Raw genomic sequence first — 15910 nt, forward strand, 5'->3', positions numbered from 1 at the left:
GCCCCGGAAGAGGCGCGGCGGTCGGGGCTCGGGAGGCTCCCGAGCGGTTCCGACGGGAGGTGTCCCATGCGCATCGCGGCAGCTCAACTCAATCCCACCGTGGGCGACGTGGCGGGCAACGTCGCCCTTCTGGCCCGGGCGATCGCCTCGATCCCTCCGGGCGAGGCCGATCTCGTCGTGGCGCCCGAGCTTTTCCTGACGGGCTACCCCCCGCTCGATCTGCTGGAGAAGGGCTGGTTCCTCGAAAGCGTCGGGCGGGGCATCGCCGACGTGGCCGAACTCTCCCGCTCCCGGCCCGATCTGGCCGTCCTCTTCGGCGCCCCGCGCCCCACCGGCGGCGGCCGGGGCAAGCCCCTCCACAACGGGGCCCTTCTCGTCGAGGCGGGCCTCGTCGTCGGCGAACAGGCGAAGACGCTTCTGCCCACTTACGACGTCTTCGACGAGGCCCGCCACTTCGCCCCGGCGGCGCGCAACCGGACCCTCCCCTTCCGGGGAGAGAGGCTGGGCGTCACCGTCTGCGAGGACATCTGGAACGATGCCGGAACCTGGCCCGGCGCCTCCCTCTACGACAGAGACCCCGTCGCCGAGGCCGTCGCCGACGGCGCCACGATGATCGTCAATCTCTCGGCCTCGCCCTTCTCCATGGGGAAGGAACGGCTCCGGTTCCGCCTGGCCGAAAGGGCGAGGCAGCGCTTCGGGCTTCCCCTCCTCTACGTCAACCAGGTGGGCGGCAACGACGAGCTCCTCTTCGACGGCCGGAGCTTCCTCCTCGACGGATCCGGCCGCGCCACGGTCCTTCCCGGGTTTCGGGAGACGACGGCCGTCGTCGACACGGAGCGGGGCGAGGGAGAGTACGTCCCTCTCGACGACGTCGGTGCCGTCTACGAGGCCCTCGTCATGGGGCTGCGCGACTACTGCCGCAAGTGCGGCTTCTCCAGAGCCATTCTGGGCCTCTCGGGCGGCATCGACTCGGCGCTGACGGCCGTCATCGCCGCCCGCGCCCTGGGCCCCGAGGCGGTGACGGCCCTCGCCATGCCCTCGCCCTATTCGTCGCGGGGAAGCGTCGACGACTCGCGCCTCCTGGCCCGCAACCTGGGCATCGCCTTCAAGGTCCTGCCCATATCGGAGATCTTCCGGACCTGTCTCGCCGAGATGGCCCCCATCCTGGAGGGCAGGGGACGGGCCCTGGCCGAGGAGAACCTTCAGGCCCGCATCAGGGGAAACGCCCTCATGGCCCTCTCCAACGCCACGGGAGGTCTCGTCCTCTCGACGGGCAACAAGAGCGAGCTGGCCATGGGCTACTGCACCCTCTACGGCGACATGGACGGGGGGCTGGCCCTGCTGGCCGACGTGCCCAAGACCCTCGTCTACGCCCTGGCGCGCCACGTCAACGGACCGGGCGAGATCATCCCCGGAGCCGTCATCGACAAGCCCCCCTCGGCGGAGCTCCGCCCCGACCAGAAAGACAGCGACAGCCTCCCTCCCTACGAGGTTCTCGACGCCATCCTGGAACGCCACATCGAAGAGGGCGCCTCGCTGAGCGCGATCGTCGCCGACGGCTTCGACGAGGCCACGGTCCGCTCCGTCCTCGCCACGGTGGCCCGCAACGAGTACAAGCGCCGCCAGGCCGCCCCAGGCCTGCGGGTGACGACGAAGGCCTTCGGCCTGGGCCGCCGCATGCCTCTGGCGGCCCGGTTCTCCTTTTAGCCCGTGAGGCGCCTCCTCCCCCCGCTCTGCCTGGCCGGAGCCCTTCAGCTTCTCTCGGCGGCGATCGGCGCCCTGGGCCTGCCCGTCACGTGGAACGACGGCGTGGCCCTCTCGGCCTTCGGCGCCTCTCCCGCCGCCGTCACCCTGGGACTGGCCGGCCTCGCGGCCGTCACGTTCCTCTTCCGCCGCCGCGATCGCCTCGCCGCGACGGGGCTGACCCTCCTCTGGGGAGGGGCCGCGAGCAACGTCGTCGACCGCCTCGTCCACGGCGCCGTCATGGATTACATCCCTCTGCCTCTGCCCCCCTTCCCGACCCTTCCTCCCCCCCTCCCCTCGCCGCCCGCGGTGATCCACCTCAACGGCGCCGACCTGGCCCTCCTGGCCGGCGCCCTTTGCCTCCTCCTCTCGACGCGACGGAAAGGGTGACAAGGGAGAAGGACGATCGCCGTCACCCGGAGGGAAACGAGAACCGCAAGCGGAAGGAGGAGGGGCCGACGGCCCCTCCTCCTTCCGCTTGCGCTGCCGTTTCCGCTGTCGGCTCGGCCGATCGGGACGGGATCGTCTCCGAAAGGGTCTCCTAGCGGGGCTCGCCCCAGTAGGGCCAGTTGCCGTTGAGGACGCGCAGGGCCGACGCGTTCGGATCCTGGCCGTTGAGCACGAGGCTCATGAGGGAATCGAAGCCCGAGAGGTTGTCGTAGTCGACGACGGAGAGGGAGAGGGTGGGCCCCCAGTCGAGATCGGCGAGCCAGGCCGCCAGCTCGGCGGGCAGGGCGGGGAAGGTGTAGCTCCCGTCGCCCTTCTCCCTGTCGACGAGGACGTTCCAGTTCACCGTCGTGTAGCTGTAGACGGAGGGCTCGGAGACGCTCTTGGAGCCTTCGAGGCCGACGAAGAAGGCGTCGACGGCGTTCGTCGTCTCGAGCCGCCAGGAGGCCTGGGGGGTCGCTCCGCTCCTGTCGAGGCTGGCCGAGGTGAAGAGGTAGTCGGGCAGAGAGACGGTCATGCTCGACGGCAGAGAGGAGCCGAGGCGCTTCTCCTCCTCGACGGCGGTGTAATCCCGCTCCTCGGCGTCGTTGACGTTGGCCCCCGAGGCGGACTGGGCGTAGAAGTCGGCCTCGAAAGCGGCGATCTGGGCCGTGCCGGCCTTGGCGGCCTTCTCCAGCAGGGCCTCCTTGCGGGCCCGCAGCTCGTCCCGGTCGGGAGCCGTTCTCCTCGCCCCGCTTCCGGCGACGCTGTAGTCGTAGAGGTCGGACAGGGTGTACTCGACGCCACGACGCTCGGCCGTGAGGAAGAGCCAGGTGACGTCGACGTTGGAGGTCCAGGGGACGTTGACGGGGTTTCCGGTCAGATCGACGGTGTAGAGATCGCCCGATACCGGCGTCTGGTCGTAGAGGACGCCCCAGGAGTGAAGCGTCTGGGCCTCGCTTCCTTCGTTCCAAGTCCTGGCCAGGGCCAGCAGCGTCAGCTTGCCGTCCTCCTGGAGATGGCTTTGATAGACGGAGACGCCGTCCTGGCGGGGATACTCCCGATACAGGTAGGCGTAGGCGGGCTGGAAGGTCACGTAGCCCTCCTCGGGGATATCGGGCGAGGCGACGGCCAGAGAGACGGAATAGAGAGGCCCGTCCCCGTCGTCCTCGGCGGCGAACAGGTGGGGCTGTTCGCCCTCGTCGTCGTCGTCGTCCTCGACGAGGATCTTCAGCTCCGCCACGGGGATGTCGACGGCCGTGTAGATGTGACGGTAGGTGTGGAGGGTTCCCGGATAGGTCTTCTTCTGCTCGTAGGCGTAGCTCACGGTGGCGGTGTTGCGCCCGATGTCGCCGAAGTCGGCCTTGCCCAGGGCGTTGGTCTTCTTCGTCGCCTCGACGGAGCCGTCCGCCCTGTGGAGGATGACCCAGGCTCCGACGACGGGATCGCCCTCGTCATCGAGAAGGTTGACGACGAGCCGTCCCGCCAGGGGAAGAGGTCCCCAGGCGACGGGAACGGTCATGGAGCTGGCCTTGCCCTCCCCGTCGGTGGCGGTGAAGGTGATCTGGGCCGATCCGGAAAGGGAGTTGGGCGCCGTCCAGACCGTCGAGCTCCCCGTAGCCGTCGAGAAGGTCCCGTCCGTGGCGGTCCAGGCATAGGTCACCGCTCCGCCCTCGGGATCGCGGGCCTCGCCGGTGAAGGTCACCGAGCCGAGGGTGCCGAGCTGTCCCTCGGGCGTCCGGACCAGCCGGGTGATGACGGGGGCCTGGTTGGCGACGGTGAAATCGACGGTGACGGGAACGTCTTTGTCGTTGACCTTGGCCGCCTTGGCCTCGACGCCGGCGACGTAGATCATGACGTCGGCGTTGACGGGGACGTTCAGGCTGTATCGGCCGGAGGAATCGGTCTCGGCGACGCCTCCCGTGCTGGAGTAGACCTTGATGCCGGCCAGCGCCGCGCCGGTCTCGCCTTTAACGGTGCCCTCGACGACGCCCTCGAAGCTGACGGTGATGACGTTGTTCAGCTCGATGGAGGGTCTGCCGTCGGGTCGCTCGCATTCGTTTTCGTCGAAGGGCGTGTAGATGTCGTCGGAGTCGACGATTCCCTCGGCCGCCTCGGTCACGTCGTAGAAGAACCGGACGTTCCCGGCCAGGGCGTAGACCTGGGCCCTCTCGCGCTCTTCGGCCACGTCGGAAGTCGATTTCTTGACGACGATGCCCCGGGCCCAACCGTTCTCGTCGGTCCTCACGGGCCGGGAGGTGTTCTTGTAGGAGACGCCCGTCGAGTAGACGGGGATATTCTCCAGCGGGTTGCCGTCGCCGTCGACGACCTGGACGCAGAAATAGGCGAACTCCTGGGGATAGTCGGCATTCCACCAGCTGAAGTGCGTCGCCTTGGCCGTGACGTAGAGGCGCCCGTCGGCGCCCTCGACGATGACGGCCTTGTCGCGCTCGGGCGTCGAGGGGTCGGCGTCCTCTTCGACCCACAGGGCCAGATCGGTGTCGTAGGACCACCAGTCGATGACGTCGCCCGAGACGTAGGCGAGACCGGTGTCGGGGTTGAGAAGCGTTCCGTCCTGATACGCCTCGGGCAGGAGAAGCGTGACCTCGATGGGAGGATCGAAGGCGGTGACCGCCTCGTCTCCGCTGGCGAGCGTCGCCTCGAAGAAGGCCATGCTCACGAGGGGGACGTCGCCGCTGGCCGCCGTGGCGGCCATGTAGTCGCCGGGAAAGGCGGCGGCCCCGACGGGATCGGTTGGATCGCCCACGAAGAGGGTGAAGTCGCCGTCAGGCAGGTTCTCGAAACGGAAGGCGTCTCCCGAGGCGACGCCGTCCGTGACCGTCGGCGTCTCGACCCGGGGCAGCACGACGTGGACGGAGTGGCTCTCTCCGGCCTTGACGGTGAGGGCTCTCTGGTAGGTGATGTATCCGTTTCTGCGGAAGGTCAGGACGAGGCGGCTCTCCTCGGAGGGAACGGGAACCTCGAAGGCGTAGAAGCCGTCCTCTCCCGGCGTGGAGGTCCGGGCCAGCTCCCATCCGTCCAGAGTGGCCGTGATCTCCACATCGGCGACGCCGGCGCCGGCCTGAAGACGGGCCGCCCTGAGGGCGCCCTGACGGTCCGTGGCCGCCACGGGAATCTCGGCGGGAACGGCGTTGGAGACCTGTCCCGAAAGGGTGACGAGGCCCGCCCCTTCCGGTCCCGGGACAGGGCCGTCGCTGCTGCTGCCGCAGCCTCCAAGCAGGAAGACCGAAAAAACGAGGACTACCGGCAGCAGAGGTACTTGACGATGGAGGGCTCTCAGATGACTCAGGATTCTCAATTCGTACTCCTCTCCTCTCCTCTTGTCGTCGCGGCGGATCGGAAAAAGCCCTTCCGCCGTGATTCGCTCTCGACGGTGTGACGGGGACGACCGACAGAAAGAGTTCCCTGCCGCACCTCCTTCCCCCCCGGTCTCCGGGAACTTAATCTGTTTACGTTCCTTTACACAACTTACCGCGAATCGTCTTTCATGACAATGGTTTCGTTTCAAAAAACTTCTTCTTTTGCCCGTCCGAAGCTGATATTTCAATCTATCGTCTTCAGAGGCCGGCCTCTTTCCTCTCGCGGGTCCGTCCTCTCCCGGCGGTTAGCCCTCTGTCGCGCCGAGGAACGGGGCGGATCGACCCCGATCAGGCTCAGCCGTGGAGAAAGCAGGCGACGAAGTGGTCGCCGCCGACGTCGACGAAGGGGGGAACCTCGACGCGGCACCGCTCCATGGCCCTGGGGCAGCGGGTATGGAAACGGCAGCCCGGAGGGGGATTGATGGGCGAGGGGACATCGCCTTCGAGGAGGATCCTTTCCCTCTTTTTCGTCGGATCGGGCAGGGGAATGGCCGAGAGAAGGGCCTGCGTGTAGGGGTGAAGCGGGTTGGAGAAGAAATCGGCCTTGGCGGCCAGCTCGACGAGGCGCCCCAGGTACATGACGGCGATGCGGTCCGAGATGTGACGGACGACGGAGAGGTCGTGGGAGATGAAGAGGTAGGTGAGTTTCATCTCTCTCTGGAGGTCCTTCAGGAGGTTCAGGACCTGGCTCTGGATGGAGACGTCCAGGGCCGAAACGGGCTCGTCGCAGACGACGAAGCGGGGCTTGAGGGCCAGGGCCCGGGCGATCCCGATCCGCTGGCGCTGACCGCCGGAGAACTCGTGGGGATAGCGGAAGCGGTGTTCGGGCCTGAGGCCGCACTTGGCCAGGATGTCGCAGACATAGTCGTCCAGATCGGCCTGTCCGGCGAGGCCGTGGTAGCGGACGGCCTCGCCGACGATGTTATGGACCGTCATGCGGGGATTGAGGCTGCCGTAGGGGTCCTGAAAGATGATCTGCATCTGGCGCCGCAGCTCTTTGGGGTCTTTTTTGAGGATCTGGCCGACGTTGCGTCCATCGAAGAAGACCTCGCCCGCCGTCGGCTCCAGCAGGTGGAGCAGAGTCCGGCCCGTCGTCGACTTGCCGCAGCCCGATTCGCCGACGAGGCCCAGCGTCTCCCTTTCGTTGACGAAGAAGGAGACGTCGTCGACGGCCTGGACGTGACCGACGGCGCGGCGGAAGACGCCCTTGCGCAGGGGGAAGTATTTTTTGAGGCCCCTCACGGTGAGGTAGTGCGATCCGGACTCAATCATCGCGGGAACCCTCCTTCCGGCCGTCGTCTTCGTAGAGCCAGCACCGGACGGAACGGCCGCCGAGAAGATAAAGAGGCGGCTCTTCGCGGCGGCATCGGTCGAAGGCCTTGTCGCAGCGGTTGTGGAAGCGGCATCCCGGCGGGAATTCGAGGGGATTGGGAACGACGCCGGGAATGACGTCGAGGCGCTCCCTGTCGCAGTCGAGGCGGGGAATGGAGCGCAGCAGTCCCTGCGTGTAGGGATGAAGCGGCTCGGCGAAGAGGGGTTCGACGTCGGCCTCTTCGACGACGCGGCCGGCGTACATGACGACGACGCGCTGGGCCGTCTCGGCGATGACGCCCAGGGCGTGGGTGATGAGCATGACCGACGAGCCGAACCTGTCTTTGAGGTCGTTCATGAGGTCGAGGATCTGGGCCTGAACGGTCACGTCGAGAGCCGTCGTCGGTTCGTCGGCGATGAGCAGGGCGGGGCGGCAGGCCAGAGCCATGGCGATCATGGCCCTCTGACGCTGACCGCCGGAGAGCTGATGGGGATATTCGGCGACGCGTCGCTCGGCGTTGGGAATGCCCACGACCTGGAGCATTTCGACGGCCCGGTCCATGGCCCGGCGACGGTTCATCTGCTGATGGAGCATGAGGGGCTCGGCGATCTGGTCGCCGACGGTGAAGACGGGGTTGAGGCTCGTCATGGGCTCCTGAAAGATCATGGAGATGTCGTTGCCCCTGACGGAGCGCATCTCCCGCTCCGACAAAGCCAGAAGATCGCGGTCCCGGAGGCGGATCGATCCGGCCGCGATCCGCCCGACGGGCTTGGGAAGAAGGCGCAGGATGGAGAGGGCCGTCACGCTCTTGCCGCAGCCCGATTCGCCGACGACGCCCAGAGTCCTGCCGGGCTTGATGGAGAAGGAGACGCCGTCGACGGCCCGGACCACTCCCCTGTCGGTGTCGAAGCAGGTTTTCAGACCCTTGATTTCGAGAAGGCTCACGGGAAGCACCTACCTTTTGAGGCGGACGTCGAGGGCGTCCCTGAGACCGTCGCCGAGGAAATTGAAGGAGAGCACCGTGTAGGTGATGGCCAGACCGGGGAAGATGGCCCACCACCACTTGCCCATCCCCAGGTACTTCTGTCCCTCGGAGATCATGAGGCCCCAGCTCGGCGTGGGCGGCTGGGCGCCGAAGCCGAGGAAGGCCAGCCCCGCCTCGATCATGATGATGCTCCCCATGCCGAGGGTGGCCTGGACGATGACGGGAGCCAGGGCGTTGGGAAGGATGTGGACGAAGATGATGCGCCACGACGGCAGGCCCAGGGCCCGGGCCGCCTCGACGAATTCCCTCTCGCGGAGGGAGATGAACTGGGCCCGGACGACGCGGGCGATGGAGACCCAGTTGACGAGGCCGATGGCCACGTAGATGACGATCATGCTCGGGTTCTGGAAGACGGCGACGACGGCGAGAACGAAGAGGAAGAAGGGAAAGGCGAAGATGACGTTGATGATCCAGGAGATGAAATCGTCGGTGAAGCCGCCTCTGTAGCCGGCCAGGGCCCCGAGAGGAACGCCGACGACGAGGGAGACGAGGGTGGCGAAGATGCCGATCTGGAGGGAGATGCGCGCCCCGTAGAGGACGCGGCTCAGGATGTCCCGGCCGTAGAGGTCGGTCCCCATGACGTGCTTGGCCGAAGGGGCGGCGAGCCTCACCTCGCGGCCTTCCGTCCAGATGAGCTGCTTGAAGGGATCGTAGGGGGCCAAAGAGGAGGCGAAGATCGCGGACAGAATGACGGAGAGGGCCATGACGAGACCGGCCATGGCCAGGCGGTTGCGGCGGAAGCGGAGCCAGGCCTCGTAGCCCAGTCCCGTTCCCTTTTTGGGCTCTTTCGCGCCATCGCGCATGGAAGGGCTCCTAGTCATAGCGGATCCGGGGGTCGATGAACCCGTAGGAGAGATCGACGAGCAGATTGGCCACGAGGAAGAGGAGGGCCATGAAGATGACGGTGCCGCGGATCATGGGGAAATCGCGGGCCACCAGGGCCTCGACGGCCAGCCGCCCCACTCCGGGCCAGGCGAAGATCGTCTCCGTCAGGACCGCTCCCGAGAGGAGTTCGGCCACCTGCGTTCCGATGATGGTGACGACGGGGATGAGGGCGTTCTTGAAGGCGTGCTTGAGGATGACGACCCTCTCGGCCAGTCCCTTGGCCCGGGCCGTGCGGATGTAGTCCTGGCTCATCACCTCGAGCATGCAGGATCGGGTGAGGCGGGCGATGAGGGCGGCGGGCCTCACTCCGAGGGTGATGACGGGAAGGACGAGGTAGCGCCAGTCTCCGTCGCCGTAGCCGACGCCGGGAATGATGTGGAAGCCGTAGGCGAAGACGAGAAGAAGCAGGAGCCCCACCCAGAAGACGGGAGCGCTCACCCCCGATATGGCGATGAACATGGCCGAGTAGTCGAAGAGAGAGTACTGTTTGACGGCCGAGAGGATCCCGGCGGCGACGCCGATGACGGCGGCGACGACCATGGCCCAGAAGGCCAGGCGAAGGGTGGCGCCGAACCGGCTTGCCAGGGCCGTCGTGACCCGCTCGTTGTTGCGGTACGACGTCCCCAGGTCGCCTCGGGCCATGTCGCCGAGGAAGCGGAAATACTGCCGGTGAAGGGGCAGATCGAGGCCCAGATCGGCCCGGATGCGGGCCAGCGTGGCCGGATCGCCTCTTTGGCCCATCATGAGACGGGCCGGGTCGCCGGGAACGACGGCCATGAGGATGAAGACGACGGTGACGACGCCCCAGATGACGGGGACGGAGTAGAGAATCTTGCGGATGACATAGGAAAACACGAGAAGACCTCCCCTCCCGAGGGACAGAAGGGGCGGGAGATCGCAGAAACTCCCGCCCCCACGGACGCTACTTCGTGACCCAGACGACTTCGAGAGGCGTCGTGTAGTCGCCGAAGGCGGGGAGGTTGAGGTTTTTGACGCGCTCCTGTCCCAGGAGGCTCGTGGTGTAGTGGAAGAGGAAGATCCAGGGGGCGTCGTCGACGATGATCTTCTCGGCCTCGCGGTAGAGGGAGATGCGCTTGTCGTAGTCCGTCTCGACGCGGGCGGCGGCCAGCAGCTTGTCGACTTCGGCGTTGCCGTAGAAGGAGTAGTTGCCCTTGGAGCCGTGGTTGGAGGAGTGGAGCAGGACGTAGAGGAAGTTGTCGGGGTCGGCGTAGTCGACGACCCAGCCCATGCGGAACATCTCCGTCTCGGCCCGCTCGCAGAGATCGAGGTGGACGCCCCAGTCGAGGACCTTGACTCTGAGCTTGATGCCCAGTTCGGCGAGCTGGGCCTGGATGGCCTCGGCTACGGCCGTGTGACGGGGGTTGTTGTTGACGTTGAGCTCGACTTCGATGCCGTCGGGGTAGCCCGCCTCGGCCATCATCTTCTTGGCCAGCTCGGGGTTGTACTCGTAGCCCTTGAGGTCGGGGTCGTAGCCGGGCATGCCCGGAGGGAGAACGCCGTGGCCCGGGAAGTAGCGCCCCTCGAGGACGAGGTCGTTGATGCGCTTGCGGTCGACGGCGTAGTTCATGGCCTGACGGAGGGTCTTGTTGTCCTTGAAGGGTGCCTTCGTGTTGTTGAAGCCGTAGTAGTAGGTCCCCAGCCAGGGGCGCTCCTGAAGGAGATCGCCGAAGCGGACCTTGGCCTCGAGATAGAACTCGTCGGGGAAGTCGGGGAAGGCGTCGATGTTGCCCTTCTTGATCTCCTCGTAGGCGATGGTGTTGTCGGGGATGACGACGATCTCGACGCCGTCCAGGTAGGGAAGCTGCCGTCCCTGATCGTCATGCTTCCAGTAGTCGGGGTTGCGCTTGTAGACCGTCTTCTGGTCGTGCTCCCAGCGATCGAGGATGAAGGCCCCCGTGCCGACGGGATGGAAGTTGAATTCGGCGCCCCACTTCTCGGCGTCCTCTTTGGGGACGACCATGAAGGAGTTGTAGGCCAGGACGCTGACGAAGGGGGCGAAGGAGTAGTCGAGCTCGAACCGGAGGGTGTAGTCGTCGACGACCTTGATGCCGACCCATTCGGTTGTCTTGCCGTCGACGAAGTCCTGGTAGCCCTTGACCATGTCGATGAAGTAGGCCCGGGGGGAATTGATCTTGACGAGGCGTTCCATGGAGTATTTCCAGTCGGCGGCCTTCACCTCGCGGCCGCCGTTTTCCGTGGGCTGGCCCAGGCTTTCCTTGTGGAAATGGACGCCCTTGCGGAGGTGGAAGGTCCAGACCTTGCCTCCGTCGCTGCCCTCCCAGCTCTCGGCGAGACGGGGAACGAGGCCCTGACCGTCGGGATGGTTGTCGACGAGCATGTCGAACATGAGGTAGATGTTGCGGCTCGAGACGGTGTCGGTGGCCATGGCCGGGTCCAGCTTGGGAGGATCGTTGATCTCGCGCCAGCGAAGGATGCCGCCGTAGACGGGTTCCTCGGCCATCGCCACCGAGACCGTCAGACACAGCAGAAGACCGGCCAGGAGAAGACAGAACAGACGGGAACTTTTTCTCATCGTTGCTTCGCCACCTTCCTCGATCTTAACTCCTCCTTGACGGGAGGAGCTCCAAGGGATAAAAACGCCGCCTGATTTTTCCCGCTGTTGCCATTATATGGCCTTGGCGTTAAACTTGAAACCCCCAGAACTTTTAATTTAATAGCTCAGAGGGAGACAAAAAAGTTCCCCCTCCGAGAAGAGGGGGAACTCCGGGACCAGGACCCCTCAGCGGGCCCGTCCGATGAGGGCGTGGGGCACGATGCGGGCATCAATCATCACGTCGGCGACGGCCCGGTATCCCTCGGCCTCGTGAACCTCGAACTCCTGGCCGGGAAAGACGGATCCGAAGGCGACGACGTCGGGCATCGACGTGGCGCAGTGCCTCCGACGATGGCAGGGAGCGCCGGCTCCCTGCGGGGTCGGGGATGCGGACGACAGACGCGTCCTGCCCGATCGATCCCCTCCTCGTGTTTCACCTCGTTTTTCGTCCGGGAACGCCCCTCTCCGAATCAAGGGACGTTTCCGCGACGCGAAGGGACCCTCACGTCTTTCAGAACAACCGATCTCACACTCCCACAGAAACGTTGGATTCCATGCGGCAGGAGGGCCCCGATTTTCGGGGCCCTCCTGCCGGGAGTCCGTCGGACGGAGCCTGACGGCCGTCGCTTTCTCCCCTTCTGCGTCCTTTCGGAAGACCTGCCCGGGGCGCGAAGGCCCCTTTCCGCCTGGATCCCCTTCTCCTTGCCCCGAGAGAGCGGACCGACTCCGGGAGAGGACTCAGCGGGCCAGTTCGATGATGGCGTGGGCCATGATGCGGGCGTTGACCATCATGTCGTCGACGGTCCAGTATTCGTCGGCCTCGTGGACCTTGAACTCCTGGCCGGGAAAGACGGGGCCGAAGGCGACGACGTTGGGCATCGACTTGGCGTAGGTGCCTCCGCCGATGGCCAGGAGCGCCGGCTCCCTGTGGGTGATCTCGAGGTAGACCTTCTGGAGCTTGCCGATCAGCTCCGACTGGGGCGACACGTAGAGGGGGTCGTGATGGAACTCCGATGCCAGGGCGATTCCGCCCTTCGAGAGCCCCTTCCCGAGGGAGGCCACCACGTCGGGAGCCGCGAAGGTGACGGGAAATCGGATGTTGAGGACGAAGGCGATCTTCCCCCCTCCGGCGAGAGCGGTGCCGACGTTGACGGTCAGGGCCCCCGAAAGGGCGTCGGAGAGGGCCAGCCCCAGGGAGGCGCCGTCCGTCTCCCGGCCGATGAGGGCGTTGAAGGCCTCGACGAGGCTTTCCTGTTCTCCCGAAAGAGGCAGCCCTCCGAGGAGATCGAAGAGGCAGGCGATGGCGTTGACGCCCTTTTCGGGCATGCTGCCGTGGGCCGGGAGGCCCTTCGCGACGAGGAGGAGCCCCTCCTCCCGGGAAAGGGCCTCGACGGAGCTTCCCTCGGGGCCTTTCCAGCGCCGGACGACGTCGAGGACCTCGTCCAGAAGGGCGGCGCCGCCGCACAGAAGGGCTTCGGCGCGGGAGGGAACGATGTTGGGCGCCGTCCCCCCCTTGAGGGAGACGACGGAGAGGGGACCGTCGCCGCCGAAGGGGGCCTCACAGAAGGCGTTGATCATCCCCTTCTCGGCGTTGATGATCGGGTAGGCGCCGTCGGGCGTGAAGCCGGCCACGGGAAGCTCTTCCGTCCTGACGTAGCGCTCCATGCAGCGGCAGCCCGACTCCTCGTTGCAGCCGAAGAGGATGCGCACGCGCCGCCTCAGGGGCCATCCCGCCTCGACGACGGCCTTGAGGGCGAAGAGAGCCGTCAGGATGGGGCCCTTGTTGTCGAGGACGCCGCGGCCGTAGAAGCGGTTCCCCTCCCGCGTCATGCCGAAGGGGTCCCGCGTCCACCCCTCGCCGGCGGGGACGACGTCGAGATGGCCCAGGACGGCCACCATCTCCGGGCCCTCTCCGTATTCGGCGTATCCGGCCATATCGCCGACGTTGACGGCCCGGAAACCCAGTCGGCGGGAGAGATCGAGGGCGTGGTCCAGGGCCTGCCGGACGGGCCTGCCGAAGGGAGCTCCCTCCTCTTCTGCCTCCTGAACGCTGGCGATGGCGACGCTGCGGCCGATTTCCGCCAAGAGATCTTCCTGAAGGGATTGCAGCTGCGAAAGGACCATTCTTCTACCTCCTGAGTCCTATAGGTGGACGATGTTTTTCCCCGACTGCTTGGCCCGACAGAGGGCCTCGTCGGCACGGGCCGCCAGACTCTCGACGCTGTCGCCGTCGCGACAGGCGACGACGCCGAAGCTGGCCGTGATCTTCCGATCGGAGAGGAACTCCTCTTCCTCGATGAGTTTGCGCAGTTTTTCCGAGAGCTGGAGGGCGCCGTCGATCGAGTCGGGCGTGAGGAGCATGAAGGTTTTCCCCCCCCAGCGGCCCAGGACGTCGCCGGCGCGGACGTGAAGCCGGACGAGGTCGCAGACGGAGGCGAGGACGGCATCGCCTCGCAGGTGACCGTAGCGGCCGTTGACGGCCTTGAAGTCGTCGAGATCGAAGAGGATCAGGGAGAGAGGTCCTCCGCCGCCGAGGCTTCGCCTGATCTGGAGGGAGAGAAGGTCCTCGAAGTACTTGCGCGTCAGGGCTCCCGTCAGGCGGTCGGTCATGACGGCCCGGCGCAGCTCCCGCTCGGCCTCCTGGCGGCGGAACTCGATCTCCTTCTTGTCGCCGATATCGAGGAGCGTCCCCGTCAGGCGCAGCGGCCGCCCCCCCTCGTCGCGAGAGAGGACCTTCCCTCGCATGAGGATCCAGACCGATCCCCCGTCGGTCCGGAAACGGCATTCGCAGGAAAAGGAAGCGGAAAGCCCCTGGAGATGCTCCTCGAGGGCCCTGTCGAAGGCGGGAACATCCTGAGGATGAAGGCGACGGCGCCAGTCGTCAAGGGTCATGCCTCCTTCTTCGTCGACGGCGGTCGTCACCCCCTCGAGACGGCAATGAAGCCTGTCGGCGGCCACATCCCAGTCCCAGACGCCCTCGGCGGCCCCCTCCAGGGCCTTGAGAAGACGTTCCTCCTGGCAGAGAAGGGTCTCCTCCCTTTCCTTGTGATCCGAGAGGTCGACGACGACGCTGACGATGCCCCGAAGCCGCCCCTCTCCGTCCCGGTGGGGACGGCAGGCGACGAGGGCGTAGCGGGAGCGGCCCAGGTGATCCTGACAGGCCATCTCGCAGGTCCAGCTCTCGGCCCCGCTGTTTTCTCCCTGCTCCTCCCGGACCCTGAACCTGTCGATCAACTCCTGCATATCGGCAGGGGCGAGCTCCTCCGGCCTCTTTCCGATGAGCGTCCTCTTGTCGCAGCCCATGAGATCGGCGAAGGCCTTGTTGACGTAAAGGTAACGTTTCTCCTCGTCGCGGTAGAAGACGGGCAGGGGAAAGAGATCGATGAAACGCTCGAGGAAACGGCGCTGATCGAGAATCGCCGACTCGGCCCTCCTCCTGCGCAGGAGCGGAAAGCCAAGGAGGGAGAGTCCTCCCAGAAGGACGAGCAGGAGAGGAAGGGCGTGGGGGTAGCGCCCATAGAGAGGCTCCCTGTCGCCGACGACGAGGCTTCCCCGCGGCAGGTTCTTCTGGGAGATGCCGAAACGGGCCAGTCCCTCGCGGTGAAAAAGGTCGACCTTGGGGCTGGACCAGCGGATGGGGATCGACGAGACCGGATCACCTCTCAGGATTTTCAGCGCCGTCTCGGCGGCGAATCGGCCCTCTCCGGCGGGAAGGATGACGCGACCGCCGACGGCCGCGCCCGATTCGACGAGGAAAGACCAGGCGGCGTACAGGGGAAGGTCGGGCCTCCATCGGCCGATCTCCCTCGCCACGTCCTGCGGGCGGTAGAACCGGCTCTCGCTGTCGACGGAGAGATAGAGGAGGATCGTCGCCTTGGGGAGGGCCATGATCGCCTCGCGCAGCTCGTCGAAGGAGAGGCCCACGAGGGGAACCCTGTCGGCCCGCCAGGCGAAGCGGGACTCGATGTCGCGGAGGCGGTTCAGGGCCCGGCGGCCGACGTCGCTGAGGTCGCCGATGACGGCGATGTGGTGTCTGTCGGGGTGAAGATCGAGGGCGAGGTTGATCGTCCCCTCCAGGTCGTAGTCGCTGACGGCGCCGGTGAGATCGGGCGGCGTCTCGTGAAAGAGATCTCGGGGATGGGTGACGCCGCAGAAGACGACGGGAACGTCGGGAAAGAAATCGCCCCGGCCCCTCAGGGCGAAACCGAGGGCCTCGTCGCCGCCGGCGATGATGAGGTCGATGCCGCTGTCGCGATAGCGGGAACGCATCAGATCGGAGAAGGCGCTGCGCCGGAAAAGCTGAGGGTCCCGCCTGGCGTCAAGGTAGTCGACGGTGAGGAGCGTGTCCGCCCCGGAGGCTTTCAGCGTCTCGGCGACGACGTCGGAGACCCTGTCGACCCAGGCGTTCCCCTGGTGATAGGAGTGAAGCAGAAGGATCTGATCGCCGGCCAGGGCCGGAAGAGGGAGCAGCACGAGAAGGAGGACGACGAGGACCTCGAGGCGTTCGGCGATCCCGCATGTTCTTCTCATGAGCTGCCTACCCC

Annotated in this window: 11 protein-coding genes; 2 read left to right on the top strand and 9 right to left on the bottom strand. The window is 66.2% G+C overall.

All coding sequences use genetic code 11. From position 1 onward, the window contains the following. The first annotated feature begins 66 nt into the window (after positions 1-66). Together KAR29_RS11660 and KAR29_RS11665 are read left to right on the top strand one after the other, a co-directional pair. Positions 67-1707 (top strand): NAD+ synthase, encoded by a 1641-nt coding sequence (locus KAR29_RS11660; protein WP_274373156.1) that lies wholly within the window; start codon positions 67-69, stop codon positions 1705-1707. Between the two features lie 3 nt (positions 1708-1710). Next, positions 1711-2133 (top strand): signal peptidase II, encoded by a 423-nt coding sequence (locus KAR29_RS11665; protein WP_274373157.1) that lies wholly within the window; start codon positions 1711-1713, stop codon positions 2131-2133. Positions 2134-2284: 151 nt separating this feature from the next. On the opposite strand, the gene KAR29_RS11670 is transcribed toward KAR29_RS11665, so the two are convergent. The 9 genes from KAR29_RS11670 to KAR29_RS11710 form a co-directional block, all read right to left on the bottom strand. Continuing rightward, on the bottom strand, positions 2285-5488 hold the full coding sequence (locus tag KAR29_RS11670; RefSeq protein ID WP_274373158.1) for an Ig-like domain-containing protein: 3204 nt from the start codon (positions 5486-5488) through the stop codon (positions 2285-2287). A 355-nt stretch (positions 5489-5843) separates the two neighbouring features. Continuing rightward, positions 5844-6821, bottom strand: coding sequence for an ABC transporter ATP-binding protein (locus KAR29_RS11675; protein ID WP_274373159.1), 978 nt, complete (start codon positions 6819-6821; stop codon positions 5844-5846). Beyond that, positions 6814-7806 (bottom strand): ABC transporter ATP-binding protein, encoded by a 993-nt coding sequence (locus tag KAR29_RS11680; protein WP_274373160.1) that lies wholly within the window; start codon positions 7804-7806, stop codon positions 6814-6816. The genes KAR29_RS11675 and KAR29_RS11680 overlap by 8 nt, the downstream gene beginning before the upstream one ends. Positions 7807-7815: 9 nt before the next feature. Continuing rightward, complete coding sequence (locus KAR29_RS11685) at positions 7816-8709, bottom strand: ABC transporter permease (RefSeq protein ID WP_274373161.1); 894 nt, start codon at positions 8707-8709, stop codon at positions 7816-7818. Positions 8710-8719: 10 nt separating this feature from the next. Next, positions 8720-9646 carry an ABC transporter permease gene (locus KAR29_RS11690; RefSeq protein ID WP_274373162.1) on the bottom strand — a complete coding sequence of 309 codons (927 nt, stop codon included), beginning with the start codon at positions 9644-9646 and terminating at the stop codon, positions 8720-8722. A gap of 67 nt (positions 9647-9713) precedes the next feature. Continuing rightward, complete coding sequence (locus tag KAR29_RS11695; RefSeq protein WP_274373163.1) at positions 9714-11345, bottom strand: ABC transporter substrate-binding protein; 1632 nt, start codon at positions 11343-11345, stop codon at positions 9714-9716. 207 nt (positions 11346-11552) lie between these two features. Next, positions 11553-11693 carry a hypothetical protein gene (locus KAR29_RS11700; protein WP_274373164.1) on the bottom strand — a complete coding sequence of 47 codons (141 nt, stop codon included), beginning with the start codon at positions 11691-11693 and terminating at the stop codon, positions 11553-11555. A gap of 411 nt (positions 11694-12104) precedes the next feature. Beyond that, entirely contained in the window at positions 12105-13490 is a 1386-nt protein-coding gene (locus tag KAR29_RS11705; RefSeq protein ID WP_274373165.1) for a Sapep family Mn(2+)-dependent dipeptidase, read from the bottom strand. 18 nt (positions 13491-13508) lie between these two features. Further along, positions 13509-15896, bottom strand: coding sequence for a diguanylate cyclase (locus KAR29_RS11710; protein ID WP_274373166.1), 2388 nt, complete (start codon positions 15894-15896; stop codon positions 13509-13511). Positions 15897-15910: the final 14 nt, after the last annotated feature.

It is taken from the genome of Aminithiophilus ramosus (genome assembly GCF_018069705.1).
Lineage (GTDB): Bacteria > Synergistota > Synergistia > Synergistales > Aminithiophilaceae > Aminithiophilus > Aminithiophilus ramosus.

What these genes read in the sequence shown, in the direction of transcription:
- KAR29_RS11700 (WP_274373164.1), bottom strand. Translation starts at nt 11,693, where the DNA reads ATGCCCGACGTCGTCGCCTTCGGATCCGTCTTTCCCGGCCAGGAGTTC.
- KAR29_RS11660 (WP_274373156.1), top strand. Translation starts at nt 67, where the DNA reads ATGCGCATCGCGGCAGCTCAACTCAATCCCACCGTGGGCGACGTGGCG.
- KAR29_RS11710 (WP_274373166.1), bottom strand. Translation starts at nt 15,896, where the DNA reads ATGAGAAGAACATGCGGGATCGCCGAACGCCTCGAGGTCCTCGTCGTC.
- KAR29_RS11685 (WP_274373161.1), bottom strand. Translation starts at nt 8,709, where the DNA reads ATGCGCGATGGCGCGAAAGAGCCCAAAAAGGGAACGGGACTGGGCTAC.
- KAR29_RS11705 (WP_274373165.1), bottom strand. Translation starts at nt 13,490, where the DNA reads ATGGTCCTTTCGCAGCTGCAATCCCTTCAGGAAGATCTCTTGGCGGAA.
- KAR29_RS11695 (WP_274373163.1), bottom strand. Translation starts at nt 11,345, where the DNA reads ATGAGAAAAAGTTCCCGTCTGTTCTGTCTTCTCCTGGCCGGTCTTCTG.
- KAR29_RS11675 (WP_274373159.1), bottom strand. Translation starts at nt 6,821, where the DNA reads ATGATTGAGTCCGGATCGCACTACCTCACCGTGAGGGGCCTCAAAAAA.